This window comes from Caballeronia sp. NK8, assembly GCF_018408855.1.
In the GTDB taxonomy this organism is placed as follows: domain Bacteria; phylum Pseudomonadota; class Gammaproteobacteria; order Burkholderiales; family Burkholderiaceae; genus Caballeronia.
The window spans coordinates 704052-728868 of the sequence record NZ_AP024325.1; the positions used below are offsets into that span (position 1 = coordinate 704052).

General features: G+C 65.5%; 20 protein-coding genes and 1 pseudogene. 2 read left to right on the forward strand and 19 right to left on the reverse strand.

The features are described 5' to 3' along the window. Positions 1 to 7: 7 nt before the first annotated feature. From NK8_RS28625 to NK8_RS28645, 5 genes are read right to left on the reverse strand one after another with little or no spacing between them, the layout of a single operon-like run. On the reverse strand, positions 8 to 790 hold the full coding sequence (locus NK8_RS28625) for an Asp/Glu racemase (protein ID WP_213233118.1): 783 nt from the start codon (positions 788 to 790) through the stop codon (positions 8 to 10). Further along, a complete protein-coding gene (locus NK8_RS28630) occupies positions 787 to 1263 on the reverse strand; it encodes a thioesterase family protein (protein WP_213233119.1) in 477 nt (158 codons plus the stop codon). Before NK8_RS28630 ends, NK8_RS28625 begins: the two co-directional genes overlap by 4 nt. Next, positions 1260 to 2960, reverse strand: coding sequence for an AMP-binding protein (locus NK8_RS28635; protein ID WP_213233120.1), 1701 nt, complete (start codon positions 2958 to 2960; stop codon positions 1260 to 1262). Before NK8_RS28635 ends, NK8_RS28630 begins: the two co-directional genes overlap by 4 nt. Before the next feature lie 32 nt (positions 2961 to 2992). Continuing rightward, positions 2993 to 3865 carry a VOC family protein gene (locus NK8_RS28640; protein WP_213233235.1) on the reverse strand — a complete coding sequence of 291 codons (873 nt, stop codon included), beginning with the start codon at positions 3863 to 3865 and terminating at the stop codon, positions 2993 to 2995. 36 nt (positions 3866 to 3901) lie between these two features. After that, positions 3902 to 5176 (reverse strand): alpha/beta hydrolase, encoded by a 1275-nt coding sequence (locus NK8_RS28645; protein ID WP_213233121.1) that lies wholly within the window; start codon positions 5174 to 5176, stop codon positions 3902 to 3904. Positions 5177 to 5379: 203 nt separating this feature from the next. On the opposite strand from NK8_RS28645, the gene NK8_RS28650 reads away from it, so the two are divergent. Next, positions 5380 to 6087 (forward strand): TetR/AcrR family transcriptional regulator, encoded by a 708-nt coding sequence (locus tag NK8_RS28650; protein WP_213233122.1) that lies wholly within the window; start codon positions 5380 to 5382, stop codon positions 6085 to 6087. Between the two features lie 62 nt (positions 6088 to 6149). Here NK8_RS28650 and NK8_RS28655 read toward each other — a convergent pair whose 3' ends face one another. The 4 genes from NK8_RS28655 to NK8_RS28670 are packed head-to-tail and all read right to left on the reverse strand — an operon-like array spanning position 6150 to position 10838. Continuing rightward, a complete protein-coding gene (locus NK8_RS28655; protein ID WP_213233123.1) occupies positions 6150 to 7238 on the reverse strand; it encodes a porin in 1089 nt (362 codons plus the stop codon). A 54-nt stretch (positions 7239 to 7292) separates the two neighbouring features. Beyond that, positions 7293 to 8012 carry a sulfite exporter TauE/SafE family protein gene (locus NK8_RS28660; RefSeq protein ID WP_162068368.1) on the reverse strand — a complete coding sequence of 240 codons (720 nt, stop codon included), beginning with the start codon at positions 8010 to 8012 and terminating at the stop codon, positions 7293 to 7295. Between the two features lie 6 nt (positions 8013 to 8018). Then, positions 8019 to 9437, reverse strand: coding sequence for an amidohydrolase family protein (locus NK8_RS28665; protein ID WP_213233124.1), 1419 nt, complete (start codon positions 9435 to 9437; stop codon positions 8019 to 8021). 24 nt (positions 9438 to 9461) lie between these two features. Then, entirely contained in the window at positions 9462 to 10838 is a 1377-nt protein-coding gene (locus tag NK8_RS28670) for a uracil-xanthine permease family protein (protein ID WP_162068366.1), read from the reverse strand. A gap of 266 nt (positions 10839 to 11104) precedes the next feature. Here NK8_RS28670 and NK8_RS28675 point away from each other — a divergent pair, with 266 nt between their 5' ends. Continuing rightward, entirely contained in the window at positions 11105 to 12142 is a 1038-nt protein-coding gene (locus tag NK8_RS28675) for a LacI family DNA-binding transcriptional regulator (RefSeq protein ID WP_213233125.1), read from the forward strand. A 141-nt stretch (positions 12143 to 12283) separates the two neighbouring features. On the opposite strand, the gene NK8_RS28680 is transcribed toward NK8_RS28675, so the two are convergent. The 10 genes and pseudogenes from NK8_RS28680 to NK8_RS28725 form a co-directional block, all read right to left on the reverse strand. Next, positions 12284 to 13378, reverse strand: a complete 1095-nt coding sequence (locus tag NK8_RS28680; RefSeq protein WP_213233126.1) for a branched-chain amino acid aminotransferase — start codon at positions 13376 to 13378, stop codon at positions 12284 to 12286. Positions 13379 to 13487: 109 nt separating this feature from the next. Beyond that, positions 13488 to 14642 (reverse strand): annotated as a pseudogene (locus NK8_RS28685) (2-isopropylmalate synthase); the annotation flags it as partial. A 165-nt stretch (positions 14643 to 14807) separates the two neighbouring features. Beyond that, complete coding sequence (gene alr / locus NK8_RS28690) at positions 14808 to 15941, reverse strand: alanine racemase (protein ID WP_213233128.1); 1134 nt, start codon at positions 15939 to 15941, stop codon at positions 14808 to 14810. Continuing rightward, positions 15938 to 17779 (reverse strand): hydantoinase B/oxoprolinase family protein, encoded by a 1842-nt coding sequence (locus NK8_RS28695; RefSeq protein WP_213233129.1) that lies wholly within the window; start codon positions 17777 to 17779, stop codon positions 15938 to 15940. Before NK8_RS28695 ends, alr begins: the two co-directional genes overlap by 4 nt. Beyond that, positions 17776 to 19887, reverse strand: coding sequence for a hydantoinase/oxoprolinase family protein (locus NK8_RS28700; protein ID WP_213233130.1), 2112 nt, complete (start codon positions 19885 to 19887; stop codon positions 17776 to 17778). The genes NK8_RS28695 and NK8_RS28700 overlap by 4 nt, the downstream gene beginning before the upstream one ends. A gap of 79 nt (positions 19888 to 19966) precedes the next feature. Next, entirely contained in the window at positions 19967 to 21136 is a 1170-nt protein-coding gene (locus NK8_RS28705; protein WP_225936502.1) for a porin, read from the reverse strand. A 148-nt stretch (positions 21137 to 21284) separates the two neighbouring features. Continuing rightward, positions 21285 to 22094, reverse strand: coding sequence for an ATP-binding cassette domain-containing protein (locus NK8_RS28710; RefSeq protein ID WP_213233131.1), 810 nt, complete (start codon positions 22092 to 22094; stop codon positions 21285 to 21287). Continuing rightward, positions 22081 to 22914 carry an ABC transporter ATP-binding protein gene (locus tag NK8_RS28715; protein WP_162068358.1) on the reverse strand — a complete coding sequence of 278 codons (834 nt, stop codon included), beginning with the start codon at positions 22912 to 22914 and terminating at the stop codon, positions 22081 to 22083. The genes NK8_RS28710 and NK8_RS28715 overlap by 14 nt, the downstream gene beginning before the upstream one ends. Continuing rightward, positions 22911 to 23882, reverse strand: coding sequence for an ABC transporter permease (locus NK8_RS28720; RefSeq protein ID WP_162068357.1), 972 nt, complete (start codon positions 23880 to 23882; stop codon positions 22911 to 22913). Before NK8_RS28720 ends, NK8_RS28715 begins: the two co-directional genes overlap by 4 nt. Then, positions 23879 to 24814, reverse strand: a complete 936-nt coding sequence (locus NK8_RS28725) for an ABC transporter permease (RefSeq protein WP_213233132.1) — start codon at positions 24812 to 24814, stop codon at positions 23879 to 23881. Before NK8_RS28725 ends, NK8_RS28720 begins: the two co-directional genes overlap by 4 nt. Positions 24815 to 24817: the final 3 nt, after the last annotated feature.

The following is a 24817-nucleotide window of genomic DNA, read 5'->3' on the forward strand; positions in this document are numbered from 1 at the left end:
GTTTTCCTCAGCATTCCGTGAAATGACGCGCGGACTCGCCAAGCAGCGCCCCGGCATCCGGCACGATCGGCGCAAGGCCGAGATGATCGAGCATCTGCCGCACCGTGCAGACAGCCGTGGAAGTGACCGGCACGCCGAGCCTGTCTTGCGCGACCTGGATCGCCGCGAGCGACGGCATCTGCACGCAGGCGGACAGCACGACCGCATCGGCATTGGCGATATGGAGCCGTCGGACATCGTCGAGCAGTTGCAGCGGATCGCGGCGGCCGACTTCGAGGTTGTCCGGTATCTCGAACGACAATGCATCCAGCACTTCGATGCCTTCTTCCTCGATATACGCGACGACGGCGGCCGTCAGCGGCTTCATATACGGCGCCATGAGCGCAATCCTGCGCGCGCCCATCGCCTTCAGACCCGCGACGAGCGCACCCGCCGACGTCATCACGGGCGCCTCGCAGTGGTTCTCGCGTGCGATGCGCCGCAGGTCCTGCTCCACCTGCCGGTGATAGCCCGGCCCCATCGCCATGATGGCGACGAGGCACGCGGTGCTCATCACATCGACGCGCGCGTCGGCGAGCTCCGCCGCGCAGCGCAAGCCCTCGCGATTCATCGCCTCCAGTTCCTCCTTGACGACGCGATGCATCCGCATGCGGCTCGAATGGAAGGTGAAGCGCTCGGGCAAAACGCTTTCGCGTGCGCGCAGCATCGCGGGAATCTCGGTTTCCATGGTCGTGTTCGAGCTCGGCACGATCTGGCCGATCCGATACGTGCGGGATGTTGCCTGCGTCATTCGGTTTCTCCTGCGTCAGGGTGTTCGGCGCAGCGCGCCTGATACTGTTCCAGCGCGTCGCGCAACACGACGGGCATCTCGATTGATTCGCGCGCGTCGCGGCGAATGCAGACCGGCGTGAGGCGCGCGATAAAGGCGATCTCCCCATCTGTCATGCGCGCGGTGATGGCGAGTGTGAACGTGCGGATGCGGATCGATTCGACTTCCACGGTTGCGTCGAAGGTCTCGTCGGGTCTGAGCGAGCGGCGAAAATCGAATTCGAGCGCGCGTGTCGGTGTGCCGAACCCGTGATGGTTCTTGACCGCCTGCGGCGTGCCGTCGAAGAGAAATCCATAGAAGAGTTCGGCGAAGGAGATGACGTAATCGGAAAACGAAGCGGTGTAGACGACGCCCGCCGGATCGCATTCGCCCCAGCGCACGCGGCGGCGCACGACGAACGGCTGCGTGCACGCGACGTATTCGGTGCCCGTCATGCGCCCTCCTTCGCGATGCCCGGTGTAGCGGCATGCGCGGCGTGCCCTTCCGACATCCGCGCAGCGACGTCGCGGCGCAGAGCCGCCTTGTCGACCTTGCCGACGCGTGTCACCGGAAACTCCTCGACGATCTCGATGCGCTCGGGACACTTGAACTTGGCAAGACCCTGAGCGACGAGGAAATCGGCAAGCTGCCGCACCGTCGGCGCCGCATGGCCCGTGCGCAGGATCAGATAGACGCAGGCCTTCTCGCCATACAGCGCATCGGGCATGGCGACGAGCTTCGCATCCGCGACCGCCGGATGATGGCTCACGTACGCCTCGACTTCCTCACAGCCGATCTTCTCGCCGCCGCGATTGATGTTGTCGCGCAGCCGCCCTTCGAACGCGAAGCAGCGCACGCCGTCGATCAGCCTTTGCGTCACCATGTCGCCGGTGCGCACGAAGCCATCGGGCGTCAGCGTCTGCGCGGTCGCCTCGGGCGCGCGAAAGTAGCCGCGCAGGCTCGATGGTCCGCGAAAGCACAGCTCGCCCGCTTCGCCGTCCGGCGCGGGTTCGTCCGTACCGGGCACGAGCACGCGGATCTCATCCGCCTCGCAGCCCGGCAGGCCTTGCGTGAAATGCCGCAGTTGAACGGCGTGCGCGGGACCCGCGCCCATCAGCAGCCCTTCGGTCGTGCCGTACAGGTTGAAGCACTGCACGCCGAGATGCGCTTCGAGCGAATCGGCGCGGCTCAACGTGCCGAACAGTTGCAGCGATGACAGATCGTGCCGCGCGATCTCCCGATACGCGATCATCTGCGGCGCGACCGGACCGATGGAAAGCCCGTGCGTCACGCGATGCGTCTCGATGAGCTCCAGCATCCGGGCGATGTCCACGCGCGGCATCAGCACGGTCGTCGTGCCGGCGGCCACGGTCGAGACGAACGCATACAACTGACCTGCGTTGTGCAGCAACGGCAGCGACCAGATCATGCGGCTCGCCTCGCTCATGCCGATGTGACGCATCCAGGCAAGCGCGTGACCGATGTACTCCGCATGAAAGCGCGGAATGATCTTCGGCACGCCGGTCGTGCCGCCGGAAAGCTGGAAGCTCAGCACGTCCTCGCTACCGATGCGGATCTCGCCCAGCACGGCGCGCGCACGGGATAGCGGCATCGCGTCGATGAGCGCGTCGATCGTCCGATAGCCCGCGCCGCCCTCTGCGCGCGCGACGACGAGATGTTCGAGCGATGCGATCCGCTCGAACATCAGCCGCGCGAAGCCGACGAGATCGAATGCCGAGAAATCCGCCTGCACGAAGTAGCCGCGCGGTTCCGACTGCGCCGCAAGCTGGCCGATTTCGACTTCACGATACTGCGGCACCGCGCACACCGGCACGATGCCCGCCTTGTATGCGCCCATCAACGCGACGGCCGTGTCGACCGTGGTGCCCATCTGGAAGATCGCGCGGTCGCCGGGCCGAAGACCGGTTTCGAGCAGCGCAGCGCCGAGCCGCTCGCTGCGCTCGTCGAGTTCGGCGAACGTGATCGTCGCTTCGTCGGAGATGTAGGCGGGCCGCTGGGGCACGCGCGCGGCGGTGGCGCGCAGCGCGTCGCCGAGGGTCGTGTCGGACCATGCGCCCGATGCGAAATAGCGTTGCGCGAGCTCGGGCGGACAATAGACCACGCCTTCGATCGGATGAAAAATACCCCTCATGTGTTCTGTCTCCTGCATGTCCATGTGCCGTTTCAGCCGCGCGGCGCAATGCGCACGACATCGCGGTCGTAGCACTCGATGCGTCCGTTCAGTCCGCCGGTGAAGAGCCCGTACCAGACGGCGGGCTTCAGTCCCAGCGCGCGGCGCTCGAACGAGACCGGCTCGGCGGCGCTGATTTCGGTGTACTCGCCCCGCTCTTCGACACGGCAGCCAGTCAGCTTGCGCGCCGCTTCGATCAGCGGGGCGAACTCCGGCACGTTCAGCACGAAGATCTGCAACTGCTTCGCGCCGGTCTCGCGACGTTCGTCGATGCGTGCCGCCTTGCGCGTCCAGACGTCGTCGATGCTGGTCAGGCCGCGCTCCCGCGTCTCCAGTTCGATCGCCGCTTCGAGCGTCGCGGCGGCGTCGTGCGCGTCGAGCGGCTCCAATGCGCGCAGCTTGCGCGTGATCTCAATGAAATAACCGTTAGGATCACGGAAGTAGATCGACTCGATCACCTCATGCGCCGTCTCCACCGACACCTCCACGCCGCGTGACTCCAGCCGTGATTTCCAGGCTTGCAGTTCCTCTTGCGTATCGACGAGCCAGGCCGTGTGCGTGGCGTCGAAAACGTGATCGTCGGGACGCGGCGGATGTGTCGCCCTTCCCTTCAGCGTGTCGGGTTCGCGACTTCCGAGATAGTAGAAAAACGCGATCGTGCTGCCGTTGCCGCTATCGAAAAAGAAGTGAAGGAAATCCGGATGCGTGGCGGGCCCCCATCCACGCGCGGAAATCGTATGGATCAATGGCAGGCCGAGCACGTCGCGATAAAACTCGACGGTCTCCTTGAGCCTCCAGGTCGGGCGCGCCGTGTGATCCACGCCGCGCAGGCGCAGGGCCTGACCGGCGGCGGGCATGTCGCTCATCTTCATATCGGTACTCCGTGTCTGATCAAGCGGATTTCATTGGGGAAAGGTTTCGCGCAGCCAGTCGCGCACGATGCGCCCGGCGATATAGCGGCCCGCCTCCTCGCCTTCGGCAAGCGCCCGGCCGTGGTGATCGCCACGCACCCGGCGATGCGTTTTCGTCGACGAACCGAGGCTCGCGTAGATGTCCGCGACGACGCTCGGGAAGCACGCCTGGTCGCCGGTGTATTCGACGACGAGCGAGGGTTGCGTGATCGCGGGCGCAGTCTTCGACAGCAGCGCGTTCGACGACACGCCCGACCACGTCGATAGCCACGCTTCCGGCGAGCAGCATCGGGCAAAGCCGACCGAGCCGTAGTTCGAGGCGAACGGGTCCGCGCCCCACAGCGACCCGTAGCGGCGATCGGACGGATCGAGCGACAGGTCGAAGCAGCGCAGATCGGCATCGGTGCGCCAGATGGTCATCAGCGGCGTGTGCGCGGCCACGCGGCGCGAACGGGCATCGGCTGCGTCCCCGGCGGACTTGACGCGCGCGCGGGCGTCGAGGCGCTCGGCGATCAGATTGCGCGCGATGGCGTCGAGCCGTTCCACCCGCGCGATTTGCGCCGCGCGATAGCGCTCGACGAAGGCTGCGTCGTAGCCCGACGGACGAGGCGGCGCGTCGAACCCGTTGGACGGCGCGAACGGATCGAGCGCCTCGTCGACGCTGAGCGCATCGTTCTCGTCCGTGACCGAAGGATCGATGCAGCCTTGCAGCAACGCGCCCTGTCCCGGATGCGGGGCGACGAAGATCATGCCATCCGCGGGCGGCATGTCGAGCGACGCGAGCTTCGTTGGCCGTCCGCCCGGCGTGCGTTGGATGCGCTGCGCCGGCGCCAGATTCGATTGCTGCGCATAGAGCGCGTAGAGTCCGCTGCCCCCCGAATTGCCGAGCAGCACGACGCGCCTGAAGCCCGCTTCGCGCAGAAAGCGCATGCCGGCCGCCACGTCGTAGAGCGCGAACTCGTGTTCGAGGCGCATGTCGTTGCCCACCGAGCGCGGCGCCTGTGTCCACGCCGCGTAGCCCGCGCCGACGATATCCGGGATCAGGTAATGACAGGCCATGAATTCGCGCGGATGCATGATGCAGACGACCGTATCCGCCGCACCGGTCGAATACAGCGAGCCACTCGTCGCGGCGCCGTCCTGCGTGCGCAGCACGACGTTGCGCGTGCTGACGCCCGCCGGAAGATCGCGCGGATTCCAGTCGGTGTTGAGAAATCCTGCGGTGGCGCCGCCAACGCCAACGTGCAATTGTGCAGATCGATTCATCGAGGTCATCTCCGTTTTTTACATCTTAGTCGAATTATTTTACGATGTCGTAGATTTTTAATTATGGTTTTTACGGATGCGTCAATTCATCGACCGACCCGGGTCGTCACGCGTGCGTTGCCACCGGGAGCGGCGGGCCCACGACGCGGCGCCGGAATGGGGTATCGTGATGAACTTTCTGACACAGTTGTCGAAAACGCCGTATGACCCGAACCCAGACCAAGAGCGACGCCTTGCGCGAAAACATCCTCGAAGTGGCGACGCGCCTTTTCATCGAGCGCGGCTTCGATGGCACGAGCTTCAACGACATCGCCGATGCGATCGGCGTGAGCCGGCCCGCGCTTTACTACTACTTCAAGAGCAAGGAAGCGATTCTCGAAGTGCTCACGGAGACGGTTACGCGTGCGGCGGGACAACTGGCGTCAGAGGCGGTGCCCGGGCACATGCAGCATCCGGCAGGCATGTTGCGGCATCTGGTATTGCGCCATGCGCAGTTGATCCTCACACATCCGCTACAGTTTCGGGTCGTGGAGAGAAACGAAGGCAACCTGCCGCCAAAGCAACGCGAACTGGCGGAGCAGGCGCGCCGAGCGGTGCTCGAGCAGTTTCAGCACGCGATCGAATTCGGCATCGAGCAAGGGCAGTTTCGCGCGCTGGATGCGAAGGTGGCGGCCTTCTCGATCATCGGTATGTGCAACTGGAGCGCGTGGTGGTATTCGCCTTCCGGTCCGCGCTCGCTCGAGCAGGTCTCGGAGCAGATCGCCGATATGGCCTTGCACGCCGTGCAAATGGAAAACGAAAGACAGTTGCGGGAGCCGAGCACCGCCGCGGTGATTCAGTTGCTGCGCGACGATATCGACATGCTGGAACGGCGTCTCTCGTCGGACGGGGGCCGCTCCGGACCTCGCTGATGCTGCAACGAAAGAGCGCAGCGCGTTCAGGCCACGCTTGACGATCCTCGAATCACCTACGCCTAGAACAGGTGATGAACGCCGGCAAGTACCACCGTCTGCCGGTTCGAAGACGAAGGCCCGATGCCCAGCGTCACCGCCTTCGCGCCCGAAGACGCCTGCTCCACCATGACGTCGGCATAGAGCTGCGTGAGCTTCGACAGCGAATAGACGTTGGCGACGGTCACCTGCGTCCAGCGCTGTCCCGCGAGCGTGGTAGTCCACGCGCCCGCGCCGATCATATACGAGGGCGTGACCTGAAAGTTCGCACCGCCGTCGATGGTGCGATAGTTGTCCGCTCGACCGCCCTCTTCGATGCGCACCTGCGTGACGAGCGCATGCAACTGCACGCGGCCGATCTGCACGCTGCCGCCGATGCCCGCGTTGCGCACGCTGTCCGCGACGAACGGCGCGCTCGCCGTCAGCGCGACGCCCTGGAAGCTCGTCAGTCCGAGCGCGCTCGCGAGATTCAATGCCCGATCGTGATACTCCGAATACGCCGCGGCGAGATTCAGCGGGCCGTAACCGTAGGTCGCGCCGAAGCTGATGGTGCGTCCCGTGGTGCTGCTCGACTGATTGGTGAAGCCGTACATCGCGCCGAGGGTCACGCCCGCTATCGTCCGGCTGCGAAACTTGACCGTGTTCGACAACTCGACCGGCACCGTGTTACCCAGTCCGTCGATATTTCCGGGGTGGAACGCGGAGAAGTCGCCGAGCGACTGCGCCGTCGACAGCGGCCCGAGCATCTCGAAGTGGAAGTCGGTCTGCCGTCCAAGCGTGAGCGTACCGATACCGGCATCGCTCAGGCCGACATAAGCCTGCCGGTTGAACAGCGTGCCCGCGCTCGACATCGCGCCGCTGATCGTCGAAAAGCCGGATTCCAGCTTGAACACGGTCTTCAGTCCGCCGCCGAGATCCTCGACGCCGGTGAGGCCCCAGCGGTCCGCCTGCAGCGTGCCCTGCTGCGCTATGAACGCTTGCGAGCCACGCAGATTGCTCACGTAGCCGACACCCGCATCGAGACTGCCGTAAAGCGTGACGCTGCTCTGCGCCTGAACGTTCATCGCGATGCCCATCACCGAAAGGGCGAGCGCAAGCCGACTCTTCTTCATAAGGGTCTCTCCGTCGATCAAGGGAATGAGCCGGCCGGCAGGCCGGCGGATGCTTCAGGAAGCGAGCGTCTGATACAGGATGGCCGCGCCCGACACGATGGCGAAGCCCATCACGCTGATGCGCAGCAGGCGCGCGTTCAGACGCTGATGCACGTGCTGGCTCACGAACGCGCCGACGATCACCGGCGGCACCAGACACAGCGCCGACATGAACTTCGCGACGGTGATCGTGCCGGTCACGCTCAACATGACGAGCGAGAGCGCTTCACCGATCGCGAAGCACAGCGCGATCGTCGAACGCAGCGCGGGCGCGCGGTAGTGCTGGAACACCATCGCCAGTGCGGGGCCGCCGATGCCGGTGGCGGTTTCGGTGATGCCCGTCACGGCGCCGGCCGCCATCAGCGCATTGCGTCCTGGCATGAAGCTGGGGGCGCATAGCGTGGCGACGGCGGCGGCGATCGTCGATGCGCCGATGAACACGTTCAGGTCGTGCGCCGAGATGCGCGTGATGATCCACACGCCGGCTACCGCGCCCGCCGTGCGGCCGACCGTGATCCACAGCGTGCCTTTCGAATCGAGCGCAGGACGTTCGCGCCAGGCGAGGTAGACGTTGAGCGGCAGCATCAGGATCAGCAGCGACACCGGCAGCAGTTCCGGCTCGATCAGACCGATGACGGGCGCGCAGATCAGCGCGAAGCCGACGCCGACCGCGCCCTGGATGAACGCGGCGATCGCGACGGTGACGGCGAGAACGAGAAAGATGGTCAGGCTCACGGACATTCACTCCACGGCAGGAAGGGGCATGCCGCAAGCGGCCCGAAGCGAAGGCGCCGCATGCACACGCTGAATCGGCGCGCGCGCGACGACTTCGCGCGCGACCTCATCGACTTCACTGAGGAACGCGCGCGCGTCCCAGTCGGTCGGCCAGCCTTGCCAGAGGCGCAGCCTTCCCGCGACGAAGACCGCGTCGATCTGGCTGCGATCCGCGAGTCGCACCAGCTCCCATGTGAGATCCCAGGACGGTCGCATCTCCGGCACATCGAGATCGACGAGCAGAAAATCGGCCGCCTTGCCTGTCGCGATTTCGCCGATGCGCGCATCGAGCCGCAACGCATCCGCGCCGCCGCGCAACGCGCGATCGAGCCACAGTTCGCCCGCGCCGCACGACGAATCGCCGGTCGCGAGACCGAAGGCGAAACGTTGCGCGGTCTCGGCCGCGTCGAGAAGACGGAATGCATCGCTGCGCGTGCCGTCCGTGCCGAGACCGAAACGGATACCGAGCGCGTCCATCTGCAGCGCGGGCGCGACGGCATTGCCCTTCCACGAACTCGCGACCGGGTTATAGCTGACCGCCGTTCTCGTGCGCGCAAGCAGATTCAGCTCCGAGGGCGTGACGAGCGTCGCGTGCGCGATAAGCGTCTGGGGCCCCAGCGCGCCCGCGTAATGCAGATGCTCGATCGGCCGCATCTTGCGTCGCACGATCGAGCGTTCGACTGCCGCGAGATGCTCGTTCGCATGCGTCTGGAAGATCACGCCCGCGTCGGCGCAGAGCGCGGCGGCGGTTTGCAGCATGCCGTCGGAGCCGGCTTCGGGCACCGAGACCGCGAGCGACGGATGCACGAGCGCATGACCTTCCCAGCGCGCCAGATGCTGCTGCGCGCGCACGACGATGGCGGCGCGCGCACGCGCGTCGATGTCCTCGGAGAGATCGTTGCAGATCAGGCCGAGCACGCAGCGCACGCCGACTTCCTGCGTCGCCGCTGCGATCGTCGTGGCATCGCCGCTCGCGCGCGTGCCGGCATCGCAGACGGTCGTGAAGCCGCCGCGCAACGCTTCGAGCGCGGCCAGCTTCGCGGACAGATACACGAGGTTCTCGTCGAGGCAATTCTCCAGCGGCACCCAGATGCGCCGATAGATCTCCGAGGGCTCGCCGAACGCCAGCGCCTTGCCGAACGATTGCGTCAGATGATGATGCGCATCGATGAATCCCGGCATGACGAGCTTGCCCGGCAGCGCGAGCGGTGCGAGATGGGGGTGACGCGCGATGACTTCATCGGCCGGTCCGACGTCCGCGAACTTTCCGTTCGACACGACCACAGCGTGTCCGGGCTGCGGTCCATCGGCGAGCAGAACGAAAGCGGGCAGGAGCAGAAGCTCGTCGGCCTGAAGCGCGGCGGGCGTGAGATGAGGTGTCGTCATGATCGTTCTTTCGGGTAAGAGGGTTCAGTGGCACGAGCGGTTGTCGTTGACGGCGGCTTCGAGATGGGCGACGGGATCGGCGGCCTCGCGAGTGCGCAAGTGAAAGTGCAGATGCACGAACAGCGCGTTGACGATCACCGCCGTCAGCGCGCCCATCGCGAGTCCGTTGCCGAGCACGATCTGCAGCGCCGACGGAAAGCGGCTGTACACGCCTGGCACGACGATCGGCAGCACGCCCATGGTCAGCGCGGCGGCGAGCGTGTACATGTTGGCGCGCGAGCGCAGGTCGATCTGGCGCAGCAGGTTGATGCCCATCACGCCGATGATCGAGAACACGATCAGCGCGGAGCCGCCGACCACCGGCGCGGGAATCGCGTTCGCGAGCCGGCCGAGCGGCGCGAGCAGCGCGATCACGACCAGCAGCACGCCGGCCGCCGCCGTGACGAAGCGCGAACGGATGCCCGTCGCCTGCACGATGCCGATGTTCTCGCTGCTCGTGATGATCAGCGACGTGCCGAACAGGCCGCCGAGCACGGACATCGCCGCATCGCCGCGAATGGTCTTGGGCACCTCGGTCTGCGGATCGATCTCCTTGCCGACCACTTCCGCGATCGCGATGGTCTGGCCGGTGGCTTCGGCCATGGAGATCACGCTGAAGATGAGCAGCGGCAATGCCGCGAGCACGTCGAAGCGCGGCATGCCGAAGGGCAGCGGCGTCGGGACCGTGACGATCGGGCCGGACCAGACATCCGCGAAGCTCATGACGCCGAGCGCCCACGCGAGCGCCGCGCCTGCGAGCAGGCCGAGCAGCACGGCGAGCTGGCCGAGCATGCCCTTGAAAAGCTTCGCGAACAGCACGGTGAACGCGACGGTCGCGAGCGCCAGCCCAATGCCGAGCGGCGCGCCGAACTCCGCCGTGCCCGGCTTGCCGACGATCACGACGCCGTAGATCCGGATCAGATTGACGGCGACGAGAATCAGCATCGTGCCGATCACGATGCGCGGAAAGAACCGCAGGCAGCGCGCGAAGACCGGCAGCAACAGGAAGTAGACGAAGCCGGTGAGGATCGTCGCGCCGGCCGCGGTCTGCAGGTCGGTCTGCTGCGCGATGAGCACGAAGAGCACGACCGGCGCGCCGCCCGGCACCATGATGAACGGCAGGCGTGCGCCAAACTTCAGCGGCCCGAACGACTGCAGCAGCGTGCCGAGCCCGCACACGAGGAAGGTCGCGCTGATCAGATCGACGGTCAGCGCCGAAGATAGTCCGAGCGCCTTGGCGACCAGAAACACCGCCGTGATCGGCGAGGCCGCGACGACGAGCACGTGCTGGAGACCGAATAGAAAGAGTTTGGCGAGCGGCAGGCGCTCATCGACAGCGTGCACCGGCGGATTGTGGACCATGAGGGTTGACTCCTGTTTGCCGAGGAAACGACCGTTCGGTCGTTCTGCGTTTTCGCTCCCCAAATCGATTTGGGATCGCGATAAATAAAATGGGCGGATGCCCCAAATCGATTTGTGATCGTAGAATGGTGCGTCATTTATCGCTTGTCAAGTTAGGAAATCGACTAAGGGCGGCCGCCTCGTGAGCCGCCTCTCGTCATAGGAATATCCGCCGGAGAGCGTGAGAAAATCCGGCATCGCGAACCGAGCCACACGGAAGAATGAGCATGCAAAGCCCAGCGCCATCCAGACAGCGCCCGACGATTGCCGACGTGGCGCGCGCGGCCGGCGTCTCGACGACGACCGTCTCCCATGCGCTCAACGACAAGGGCTACGTCGACCCACACACGCGCGAACGCGTGAAGGAGGCGGCGCGCGCGCTCGGCTACCGCCCGAGCGTGCGCGCGCAGCGGCTGCGTACGGGCGAGGCGCATACCATCGCGCTCATCTCGTCGATGCCCTTCGAGATCGCCGGCGGCGCGTCGCGGCTCGGTTTTCTGATGGAAGTCGCCGCCGTCGCGGCTGCCGCCGCGCTCACGCGCGGACTCGCGCTCGTGCTGGTGCCGCCGGTGATGGCGGGGCGTCTTCCGCTGGAGCAACTCGATATCGACGGCGCGATCGTCATCGAGCCCACCGCCGACGACGCCAACGTCGCGCATCTGCGCGAGCGCGGCTTGCCCGTCGTGTGTCTCGGACGGCAGCCGGGCAGCGATGCGGTGCCTTATGTCGACATCCATTCATCCGCTACCACGCAGATGCTGCTCGAGCACTTGCGCGAACGGGGCTGCAAGCACATTGCGTTGCTCGTTGGCGCGCAGCAGCGAAATTCGTACATCGAGGCGCGCGCGAGCTACGAGCGCTTCTGCGAATTGCATGGCATGACGCCGCTGCTCGCGGCTGCGGATGAATCGGGCGGTGAAGACGCGGGAAGCGAGGCATGCGCCCGCATGATGGCGGCGCATCCCGAGATGGATGGCCTGTGCGCGCTCGTAGACGCCTTCGCCGTGGGCGCGGTGCAGGCCATCGCGCAGAGCGGCAAGCACGTACCTCGTGACATCAAGGTGGTCACGCGCTACGACGGCACGCGCGCGCGCAGTTGCCGCCCTCCTCTCACCGCCGTCGATCTCCATCTGGACGATATGGCCTCGCAGGCGGTCGACCTGCTGTTCGCGCATCTCGGAGGCGCGGGTGCTGCGCGATGCGTGTCGCCGGCGTTGCCGGAACTCGTGATACGGGAGTCCTCGGGTGGAGTGGAAACAGAGTAGATCGTCCGCCTGGAACGCTTGCGAGGGCGAAATCCCGATCCTTTGATGGTTGCTCGCGGCGACCTCACGGGCGAAGTGCGCGACGCGTGACGCCACGCACCCGCGTCGAAGAGGACGAGCGCGATTCAGGCCCAATCGGCCTTATTCGATGCGATAAACCCATTCAAGCGGATCGGCGAGCCTGCCGCGCTGGATTCCGGTCAACTGCGTGCGGATGCGCTGTGTCACGGGTCCTTCTCCCCCGTTGCCGATCTGAAATTCTCCGGCGGCATGGCGAACCTCACCGACCGCGGTGACGACCGCAGCGGTTCCACAAGCAAATACCTCACGGACACGGCCGCTCGCGGCGTCTGCACGCCACGCGTCGAAAGCATAAGCCGATTCGTTGACTACGAGGCCCTCACGCCTGGCAAGCTCGATGATCGAAGCCCTGGTGATACCCGGCAGAATCGTGCCGGACAGTGGCGGCGTCGTCAGAGAGCCATCGTCCATGACGAAGAAGAGATTCATCCCTCCCATCTCTTCGATCCATTTGTGCTCGGCGGCATCGAGAAAAACGACCTGGTCGCAACCTTTGGCTGCAGCCTCGGTCTGCGCGATCAGGCTGGCAGCATAGTTGCCGCCGCATTTGGCCGAACCCGTTCCACCCGGCGCCGCGCGAGTGTATCGGTCGGACACCCAGACAGTAACCGACGACTTGCCTGCCTTGAAGTACGGGCCTACGGGGCAGGCGATGACGCAGAACACGTATTCGTGTGACGCGCGCACACCGAGGAAGCTCTCGGAGGCAAACATGAACGGACGCAGATAGAGACTGCTGTCGCCACCAGGCACCCAGTCCCGGTCAACCTTGACGAGAGATTCCACCGCCTCGACGAACAGCGCTTCCGGGAGATCGGCCATGGCAAGACGCGCAGCGGAGGCGCGAAACCGCCTGGCATTCTCGAAGGGGCGGAACAGCGAGATCGAGCCGTCTTCGCCGCGGTACGCTTTCATGCCTTCAAAAATTTCCTGCGCATAGTGCAACACGGCGCAAGCGGGATCGATCTGAAACGGCCGGCGAGGTTCGACCTTGGCATCGTGCCAGCCAAGCGTGTTGGTCCAGCGCATCGTCGCCATGTGATCGGTGAACACCCGACCGAACACGGGGTTTGAGATGCTCGCGACGATCTGTTCGTGCGGCGTCGGCGTTGCGCTTGGGGAAATGACAAACTGTGTAGGCATATCGGTATTCATACTTTCATGCGACCAATGGCGGAACGGGTCTCGTCAGACTCGCACGGCGACCCGCGAGGGATTGAAATGGAAGGCGTCGTCAGAGTTGCGAACGGGTTGTATCCGCCACCGTGTCTTGCCGCGACAAAGCGACGAGTGCGTCGTCGGACACGGTTGCTTCCTGATCGGCGAGCGCCTTGAATCGAACGAACGCTGCATTCAGTTCAGCTTCGCTGTCGATCTCGATTCCCAGCTCCTGCAACCGCTGCCTGAATGCATTTCGACCAGACAGTTTGCCGAGCACGATCCTGTTCGCGCTCCAGCCTACGTCTTCCGCGCGCATGATTTCGTAGGTGTCGCGCGCTTTCAGCACGCCGTCCTGGTGGATGCCCGATGCATGCGCGAATGCATTGGCGCCGACGACCGCCTTGTTCGGCTGCACCGTGAACCCTGTGATTTCCGAAACCAGCCGCGAGGCTTCGACAATCTGAGTTGTGTCGACGAGCACATCAAGGCCGAAGACATCCCGTCGCGTCTTGATTGCCATCACGACTTCCTCGAGCGCCGTATTGCCCGCTCGCTCGCCAAGGCCGTTGATCGCACACTCGATCTGTCTGGCCCCGCCCGACTTGACGGCCGCAAGCGAGTTGGCGACGGCCAGGCCGAGATCATCGTGACAGTGGACCGAAAAGACCGCCCGGTCTGAATTGGGAATGCGTTCACGAAGCTCGCGGATCAACGCAGCGTAGCCATCCGGAACGGCATAGCCGACCGTATCGGGGACGTTGATGGTAGTCGCGCCTTCGTCGATCACGCCTTCTATCACGCGACAGAGAAAGTCGAGGTCGGAGCGGCTCCCGTCCTCCGGCGAGAACTCGACGTCATCGGTATGACCGCGCGCCAGACGCACTGCGCGCAGCGCCTGTTCATAAACCTGATCAGGCGACATGCGCAGCTTCTTTTCCATATGCAGCGCAGATGTGGCGATGAAGGTATGAATGCGGAATCGGCTGGCCGGCTTCAGTGCCTCGGCGGCTCGCGAAATGTCACGCTCGTTCGCCCGCGCCAGGGAACAGACGATGCTGTCCTTTACCTCGCTGGCGATTGCTCGAATCGCCTGGAAGTCCCCTTCGGAACTCGCGGCGAACCCTGCTTCGATCACATCGACGCGCATGCGCTCGAGTTGTCGGGCGATGCGCAGTTTTTCGTCTTTGGTCATCGAGGCACCCGGCGACTGTTCTCCATCGCGCAAGGTGGTGTCGAAAATGATGAGTCGGTCTGACATGCCAGTCTCCTGTGGGGAACGGCAATTGCGTTGATCAGGGAATGGGGGGTAACCCTTCCTGCCTGTCGCGACGCTGGATCACAGCGCCTGACCGCGCGATTATAGCTAACGAAGACGCGGGCAAATCTAGGGTCAACCCGCATCGACCGGTCCGCATCTCCCGACTCAAGTCCGGGATATCTGAGGCAACATCCGCACGACCCGTGGCAGCAACTCCATCACCGGAATACGCATCGCATCGGCCAGTTCGTCGATGCCGATGAACCCGCCGCCGTCCTCGCCGACGATCGTCACGACGCTGCCGACTCCGGCCTCGGGCAACGCGCTCAGATCGATCACCGTGTGTTGCAATGAGCGCCGCCCCATGATCGTCGCCTCGCGTCCGCCGATCAGCACGCGTCCGAACGGCGGCACGTGATTCAGCCCATCCCCGAACCCGATCGGCACGACGCCGACGCGCATCGCGCGCTCGAGGCGAATGGGCGCCGCATAGCCGATACCGAGCGTCGATCCCTCCGGATGTTCCTGCACATGGATGATGCGTCCGCGAATGGCGCTGAGCATCGGGCGCAACGGCACACGCGCCATCCATTCGGCATCGAGCGCGCCGTAGAGCAGCCGTCCCGGATCGACCGCGCTGTAACGCAGCGCCGGATGCGCGATCATCACGCGCGAACTCGCGAGCATCGTCTCCAGATTGCGGAAACCAGCAGAATGCGCATCGGCGAGCGCGGCATCGAAAACGCCCGCCTGGCGCGCGGTGATCGCCTCGTCGCCGGGCGAACTCAGGTGCGTGTAGACACCCTTCAGGCGAACGGTCGACTGCTGCGCGAGCACGGCGAACGCTTCTACCCATTGCGACGCGAGAAAACCGAAACGGCCGAAGCCCGGATCGATCTCGATGAACGCATCGACCGGAACGCCCGCCGCCACGAACGCGCGCAGGCTCTCCATGCTCTGGATCGTGACGATCAGGCCGAGCGACGCGACGCGCGCCGCGTCCTCCGGCAGCGTCGATGCGAACAGCAGGATGTCGCGCGTGACGCCCGCCGCGCGAATCGCCATACCCTCTTCCGGACTGCCGACACACAAGCCATCGACACCGGCGTCGTCGGCGAGGCGCGCGACTTTCGCCGCGCCGAAGCCGAAGCCGTCGCCCTTGCAGACGAACCAGATCTTCGCGTCGCCCGCGAGCTTGCGCGCCACCGCGAGATTCGCGGCGATCGCGCCTTCGTCGATCTCCGCCCACGCGGGACGCAGCAGACGGTATTCGCGCAGGTCGTCGGCGCATGCGTTCATGACCGCACCTCGCCGGTCCGAAAAGACAGCGCTTCCTGCAGGCCGTTCGATTCGGCGAAGACGCGGTCCTGCCGCGCGCGCAGTTCATCGGCCGGCAATTGCGCGAGCGCGGCGCGTGCCGCTTCGGTCGCGACAGCATCGATCTCGCCTCCGTCGATGGCCACGCCATAAAGATCGCGCGCCATGCGCCCGGAGATCAGTCCGTCGAGCACATCCTCCAGGACCGCCTGCGGCTCGCGCTCCCAAGGCGGACCGTAGCCTGCGCCGCCCGCCGCGATATGACAGACCCGGTCGTCGCGCCCGAGCGCGATGACCGAACTCGGCATGCTCGGCAGCAGCATGGATTCGCCGTCGCGCGTGAGCAGATTGAACGACGGGGAGCCGTCCAGTCCGCCGTGCGAACCTGCCGGCCGGTGAGCGCGCCGGTCCGAGCGCAAGCCCAGCGACGCGCTTTCCGCCCGCAGCGCATACGTGCGGCGCATCGCAAGTCCGCCCCGATGCTTGCCCGCGCCGCCCGAGTCCGGCACGAAACCATAATCCGTGATGACGACGGGCAAGCGCGCCTCGATCAGCTCGACCGGCTGATTCGACAGATTGCCGAGCGGATTGGCGATGCCCTCGCTGCCGTCGCACCGCGCGCTTGCGCCCCAGCTGCCAAGAATGCCGTCCGTGATCAGCCAGTTGCCCGCCGCGCCGCGTCCCGAGATCGACACCACCGATGGACCGCCTTCGCCAAGCGCGGGCATCGCATCCGGCACGATCTGCGCAAACGCGCCTTGCAGCACGTCGAACATGCGATACGCCATGATGCCGCGCGCAGCGCACGCCGCGGGCTCCAGCGGATTGACGATCGAGCCCGGCTCCGCGAACACATGCACCGGGCGCGAGAAGCCCTCGCAATTCGGCACGTCTACGCCGATCGCGCAGCGCACCGCCGCGTATGCGACCGATTGCGTCGTCGCGAACGGTCCGTTGATCGCGCCGGGCACCTGTGCATCGGTGCCGCTCCAGTCGATCGTCACTTCGTCGCCGGCGATCGTCACCCTGACGCGAAAGCGGATCGGCTGCGGCCGGTCGCCCAGGCCGTCGATGAAGTCGTCATAGCAGTATTCGCCGTCGGGCATCGCGGCGATCGCCTGGCGCGTCAGCCGGTCGCCATAGTCGTGCAGCGCATCGACGAGCCGGCCGAAGCCATCGGCGCCGTATTTCTCGATCAGTTGCGCGAGCCCGCGCGCGCCCGCACGGCACGACGCGACCTGCGCGCGCAGATCGCCGCGCAGTTGATCGGGCATGCGCGAATTGATTTCGAGCAGCGCGATCAGCGTGTGATTCGGCTCGCCCGCATCGAAGAGCTTGAGCAGCGGAATGCGCAAGCCTTCCTGAAAGATCTCGGTCGCGCCGATCGCCATGCTGCCCGGCGCCATGCCGCCGATATCGGCGTGATGCACGATCGTCGCCACATAGCCTTCGATGTTTCCGCCGAAGAACACGGGCTGAATCAGATACACGTCGGGAAGATGCATGCCGCCCGAGGTGTACGGATCGTTCATCACATAGACATCGCCCGGCTGGCCGCTTGCGCCGAAGCGCTCGATCACGTTGCGCATCGCCGCGGGAAACGCGCCGAGGTGGATCGGCAGCGTGAGACCTTGCGCGATCACGCGGCCTTGCCGGTCGAAGACGGCGGTGGAGAAGTCCATCGAGTCGCGCACGATCGGCGAATAGGCCGAGCGCAGCACGACGAGCGCCATCTCGTCCGCCACCGAGCCGAGCGCATTCTTGACGATTTCGAGGGTGATGGCGTCGTCCGAAGACGGCGTGTGCGTGGCGGATGTCATGTGTTGTCTCCCAGCGTGATGACGATGTTTTCATGCGCGTCGACACGGGCGCGCGCGCCCGGCGGCACGACGCAGGTCGAGTCGTATTCCTCGACGATCACCGGCCCGTCGAGCGGCCCGGCGCGCAGCGTCGCGCGCGAGATGACCGGTGTATCGACGAAACCGTGCGCCGGACCGAAGTACGCGCGCCGCATCACGCGCGTCCCCGCATCGGCGCGGGCGCCTCCCGCGCGCCGCGCGTCGTACACGCGCGAGCGCTCCGACTTCAGGCTGCCGAGCACGCGCAGATTGACGAGTTCGACAACATCTTCCTGCGATGCATGACCGTAGGTACGCTCGTGCTCCGCGTGAAAGGCGCGCTTCACTTCTGCGATATCGACGGCCTCGCCCGATCGCCACGCGAGCGGCACGGCGAGTTCATACGCCTGCCCCGCGTAACGCAGATCGAGCGAGCAGCGCAACTCGATGTCATCGCGCGCAAGACCTTCTTCGATCATCTCGGCACGGGCGCGCGCTGCCAGATCTTCGAGCGCATCGCAGAGCGGCGCTGCGGCGTCGGTGTCGACCCGGCGGAACATCGTCTGCATGAATTCATGCTGCGTCGTCGAGAACAGCAGGCCGAGCGCGCTGAACACGCCGGGACTCGGCGGAACGATCACCGTGCGCATGTCGAGCAGCGCGGCGATCGCGTGCACGATGATCGGCCCGTTGCCGCCGAACGCAAACAGCGCGAAGTCGCGCGGGTCGCGGCCGCGATACGTCGATACGGCTTTCACCGCGCGCGTCATCGTCGATGCGGCGATCGAGAACACGCCGTAGGCGGCTTCGTGCAATTCCGTGTTCGTCGGTTCGGCCACGTGCGCGCGCATCGCATCGCAGGCTTTCGCGTGGTCGATGCGCAACTCGCCGCCCGCCAGATAGCGCGGATTCAGATAGCCGAGCGCGAGAACCGCGTCGGTGAGCGTGGGCGTCGTGCCGCCGGCATCGTAGGCAACCGGACCGGGCACGGAACCGGCCGAGTCCGGCCCGACCTTCACGAGGCCGCCCGCGTCGATGCGCACCATGCTGCCGCCGCCCGCGCCGATCTCCGACACATCGATGAACGGCAGCTTCACCGCATGGCCGCCGCCCTTCACGAGCTTGCTGCTCAGGTTGATGCCCGCGCCAACCTCATATTCCGTCGTGCGCGCCGGTTCGCCGTTCTCGATGATCGCGGCCTTCGCGGTCGTGCCGCCCATATCGACGGTGATGCAGTCGGCAGATCCCGACGCCGACGCCACCGATGCCCCCGCGATCACGCCCGCCGCCGGACCGGATTCGATGATCGCCGCCGGTTTCTGCATGACGGCCGCCGCGCTCATCACGCCGCCGTTCGAATGCATGATCTGCACCGGCCCGCGCATGCCGACATCGCGCAGTCTCGCGATCAATGAGTGCAGATAGCTCACCACGACGGGTCCGAGATACGCGTTCACCACGGTCGTGCTGGTGCGCTCGTATTCGCGGATCTCCGGAAGAATCTCGTGCGAGCACGTCAGATACACGCGCTCGCCGAGCACACGGCGCAACAGTTCGCGAACGCGGATCTCGTGCTCCGGATTCGCATAGGCGTGCAGCAGGCTGATCGCGACCGATTCGATGTCCTGCGCCGCGATCCGTTCGGCCACCGCGATGACCTCCGCATCGTCGAGCGCCTTGGCGACGGAGCCGTCGGCATTCAGACGCTCGTCGACTTCATGGCGATGACGGCGCTTCGCCAGCGGCGCGGGCTTGCGATACGAGAGGTTGTAGAGCATCGGCACGCGCAGGCGACCGATCTCGACCACATCGCGGAAGCCGCGCGTCGTCACCAGCGCCGTGCGCGCGCCCTTGCCTTCCAGCACCGTGTTGGTGGCGATGGTCGTCGCGTGCACCAGCTCGGTCACCTGACGCGGCGTCGCGCCGAGCGACGCAAGCAGCGCCTCCAGTCCTGTCACGATCGCCACGCCGTAGTCCTGTGGCGTGGACGACACCTTCTTCGTGTGCACCACGCCCAGATCGTCGATGACGACGATATCGGTAAACGTCCCGCCGATATCCACGCCTGCCCGATAAAGTCTTTCTGACATGCTCACCGCCTCTTCATGTTCGACGCCGCCAAACGCGCGTCAGTGAATCGATTCATTAAGAGCATCAAAAAAAAGCCGCTCAGAACTTGTGCACGAAGCCGATGCTCGCCACCGCCTGATTCTTCGTTGACGACGGACTCATGGTCTGGACCTGCGAAGCCAGCGTGCCGTCCGACGTCGCCGGCAGCGGACCGCCGACCGGGCGCGGAAACACCCCGCCGCCTGCCCGCAACCAGATCACTTCCAGATAGACCGAGGTGCGCTTCGACAGGAACTGGTCGACGAGGAGGTTCACTTGATGCCAGTGCACCTGCGTAGGCCCATCGGGGCCGCCGGTGATGTTGTCGCTCGTGTAGGTATAGGCCACGCCGACCAGCAGAGTCGGCGTGACGGTGTAGCGCACGTTCGCTTCGTAGTTGTTGAAGCGATAGTTGATGCCGCTCGTGAGCGACGTGCCCACGTTGTTGTAGATCGCATTGCTGTACATCAGGCTGAACTTCGCGGGCCCGAATATGTATGACGCGCCGATGCCCGCGATCTGCTCGCGCTTCGAGGTGATCGGCGCGTCGCAGCAGGTGATCGCGCCGCCGGTGTTGACCGTCGGAGTGGTGTTGACGCCGGGCCTGTCGTAGAGCGAATAAGCCGCCGCGATCGAGAACGGTCCCTGCTTATAGATGCTGCCGACCGACCACATGCGATTGTTCGAGAAGTCACCGGCCGCGTTGCTGAACGCGTACATCGCGATGCCGGTGAAGCCGTGGAAATTCGGCGAGGTGTACTTCACCGAGTTGTTCACGCGCAGATAGTTGTCGGTGTTGTCGTTGTCGTAGGGATGCGAGAACATCACGCCGCCCCACGCGCCGTTGGAGGTCATCGTCTGCAGCGTGCCGACGATGGCGTCGTACTGGCGCCCGAAGGTCAGCGTGCCGTACTGCGCGTTGGCCACGCCCATATACGCCTGACGCCCGAACATGCGGTTGTTCTGGCCGAGCGCCCCGTTGACGGGATTGAAGCCGTTCTCCAGCGTGAAGATCGCCTGGGTTCCGCCGCCCAGATCTTCCGCACCTTTCAGGCCCCAGCGGCTGCCGTACTCGCCGTTGCCCGTCAGTTGCACGGCGTGATGGCCGCCCTGATTCGACGACCACGTCAGCGCCTCGTTGATGACGCCATACAGCGTGACGGAACTTTGCGCGTGGGCCGCACAACTCGCGCCCGCGAGCGCGAGCATGCCGAGCGATCTGATCTTCACTGCTTCTCTCCAGACTGGCGTCGCCGATGCTCCGGTCGTGGCGACGATTGATGTTCGCGAATGAATCGATTCATTTGGTGCGGATATTCATGCAGTCCACCGAATGTCCGGGCTTCGTTTCAGTCGCGTAGTGGGTTCGTTGCGCGGCTCACGCGGCCGCGTGCTGTCCTGCAAGGCCTCGGGGAATCGCAGCAAGCAGTTCCGCCGTGTAGCGTTCGCGCGGCGCATGCAGCACCTGGCTTGCGTTGCCGATTTCCACGAGCCGACCTGTCTGCATGACGGCTACGCGCTCGCACAGTTCACCGACGAGCGCGAGATCGTGGCTGATGACCACGAGCGTCACACCCGCCGTGCGATGCAGCTCGCGCAGCAAGCGGATGATCTCCGCCTGAATCGACACGTCGAGCGCGGAGGTCGGCTCGTCGGCGACGAGCAGCGTCGGCCGACGCGCCAGCGCTCGCGCGATGCCGACGCGCTGCCGCTGCCCGCCCGACAACTGATGCGGCAGGCGCGCGAGCACCGTGCGCGGCAGGCGCACCATGTCGAGCAGATCGGGAATCGGCACGCCGTCGCGGCCGATGGCTTCGGCGAGCGCCGTGGCGACCGTCTTGCGCGGATTGAGCGAGTTCATCGTGCTCTGGAATACCATCTGCACCTGCTTGCGGAACGCGGCGAGTTCGCCGCCCGCGAGCTGCACGATGGATCGCCCGTTGAACTCGATATCGCCGCCAGTCGGTTCGATGAGGCGCACCATCATGCGCGCGACGGTCGACTTGCCGCTGCCGCTCTCGCCGACGATCGCGAGCGACTCGCCCGCCGCGAGGTCGAACGAGAGCCCGGCTACGGCGTGAAAGTGCTCGCGCCTCAAGAGGCGCGCGAGCGCGGAGCGCCCCAGCGCGTACGACTTGCCCACATCGGACAAACGAAGTAGCGGCACGGCGCGATCAGATTGCAGCATGATTGCGGCCCTCCCCGGTCATGGCCTCGCGCGGCAAACGCGGAATGCTGTCGATCAGCTGGCGCGTGTACGCATGCGCCGGCTGCATGAAAAGTTGCGCGACTTCGCCGTGCTCCACGACCTCGCCATGACGCAGCACGACGGCGCGCGAACACAGCTCCGCCATCAGGTCGAGGTTGTGCGTGATGAAGACGAGGCCCATGTTCAGCTCGCGCACCAGCGAGCGCAGCAACGCGACGATCTGCGCCTGCACGGTGACGTCGAGGGCGGTGGTCGGTTCGTCGGCGATCAGGAGCGAGGGCTCGCAGACGATTGCCGCCGCGATCAGCGCGCGCTGCTTCATGCCGCCGCTCAGTTCGTGCGGATAGGCACGCGCCGCGCGACGCGGATCCCTGAAGCCGACACGCGCCAGGATGTCTTCGATCTCACCCGCAAGCGCGCGGCCACGCACCGGCCGATGCGCGCGGATCACATCGGCGATCTGCGTGCCGATCGTGAATGCGGGATTGAGCGCGGTGCCCGGGTCCTGGAAGATCATCGACAGACGCTTGCCGCGTAATTCGCGCAGATGCGCTTCGCCGGCCTGCGCGAGGTCTTCGCCTTCGAAGAAAATGCGCCCGCCGGTCACGTGCCCGCCCGAACCGAGCAGGCCGAGCACGGCAAGCGACGCCACGCTCTTGCCCGAACCCGACTCGCCGACAAGGCCAACTGCCTCGCCGGCGCTCACTGTCAGGTCGAGACCGTGCAGCACTTCGAGCGCATCGCGGCCGTGCCCGTAAGCGACCCGCAGCCCTTCCACCGATAGCAGTTCGCTCTTCATGCCGCACCTCCCTGCGTCGCGTCGGCCACGCGGCGACGACGCCTCGGATCGAGGATCGTGCGCATGCCGTCGCCGACGAGATTGAACGCCAGCACGCTCGCGAACACCGCCGCGCCGGGAAAGATCGAGACCCACCAGAAGTCGGTGAAGATCAGCGCGCGCGAGTCGGAGAGCATCGCGCCCCAGCTCGGCGTCGGCGGCTGCACGCCCAGTCCGATGAAACTCAACGACGCCTCGACGATGATCGTCACGCCGAGCAGCAGCGTCGCCTGCACGAGCACAGGCGAGATGATGTTCGGCAGCACGTCGGAGAGCACGATGCGCGTTGCGCTCGCGCCCTGAAGACGGCGCGCCGCGACGTATTCCGCCTGCACCTCGGCCCGCGCCAGACCATACGTGAGACGAGCGAGACCCGGCGCGTAGAGCACGCCGATCAGCAACACGAGCTTCGTCTCGTTGGAGAGCGCGATGCCCGCGACATGAATCGTGTCCGTTCCCGTGATGCCGACGAGTGCGATCGCCCAGATGAGCAGCGGAATCGACGCGAGCACTTCCATCGTTTTCATCAGCAGTTCGTCGGTCCATGTGCCCGCCTTGTAGCCCGCGATCAGACCGATGGCCGTGCCGAGCACCACGCCGATCGCGACCGCCGCGAGCCCGATGGCAAGCGATGCGCGCGCGCCCCAGATCACGCGGCTCAGCATGTCGCGTCCGACCTGGTCCGTGCCGAGCCAGAACTCCGCGCCCGGCGCCTGCAAGCGATGGTCGATATAGAGCTTCAACGGATCTTTGAGCGGCAGGATCGGCGCACACAGCGCTACGCCGAGCAGCACGACGATCAACACGAGACCGACCGCACCGGTCGGCTCGCGCATCAGCGCACGCACGAAGCGGCCCGCGCTGCGCGCGGTGGCGGTCATCGCGGAAGGCCGTTCGGGCACGGCAGGCAAGGAGGAATCGGCCATCATGTGCGTTTCACCTTCGGATCGAGAACGCCCTGCACGAGATCTGCGCAGCCGTTCGACACAATGAAAATCGTCGTGATCACTAGCACGATCGACTGGACGGCGGGATAGTCGCGCTGGAAGATTGCCGCCAGGAGCGCGCGCGACACGCCCGGCAAGTTGAAGATCTGCTCGACGATGAGCGCCCAGCCGAACATGTAGCCGTAGCTCATCGCGGCCGTGCTCACGAGCGACGGCAACGCGTTCTTCAATGCATAGACGAGGATGCGCCCGCGCGGCAGTCCGAGCGCGCGCGCCGTGCGGATGTAGTCCTGCGAGAGCGCATCGACCATGTTCGTGCGCACGAGACGGCTCAGGACCGCGATGTAATAGACCGACATCGTCAGCACCGGCAGTATCAGCGAGCCGAGGTGCGCGCCGATGCCGTCGGCCCACGGCACGAGTCCGCCGACCGGCAGCCAGCCCGTCTTGAGCGCGACATAGCGGATCAGCAGCAGGCCGAGCCAGAACGAAGGTATCGACAGTCCGACGATCGCCGCGATCCGCAACATATGGTCAGCGGCGCCGTCTTCTTTCAATGCCGCGATCGTGCCGAGCAAGATCGACATGACGAGCGTCAGCACGAACGACAGCGTGACCAGCTCGACGGTGCCCGGCAACGTATCGGCGATCTCCGGCCCGATGTCGTTGCCCGATACATACGAGTGCCCGAAATCGAGCGTCGCGGCGTGCGTGAGCCATGCCCCGTATTGCGCGACGACCGGCCTGTCGAGCCCGTGTTGACGGTTGAACGATGCGATCTGATCGGCGCTCGCGTCGCTGCCCAGCGTGAGGCGCGCGGGCGAAACGGGCGTCGCGCGGCACATCGCGAAGAGCAGCGCGCTCACGACGACGAGCAGCATCAGCGAGGACAGCAGCCTGGAGAAGATTCTCATCGC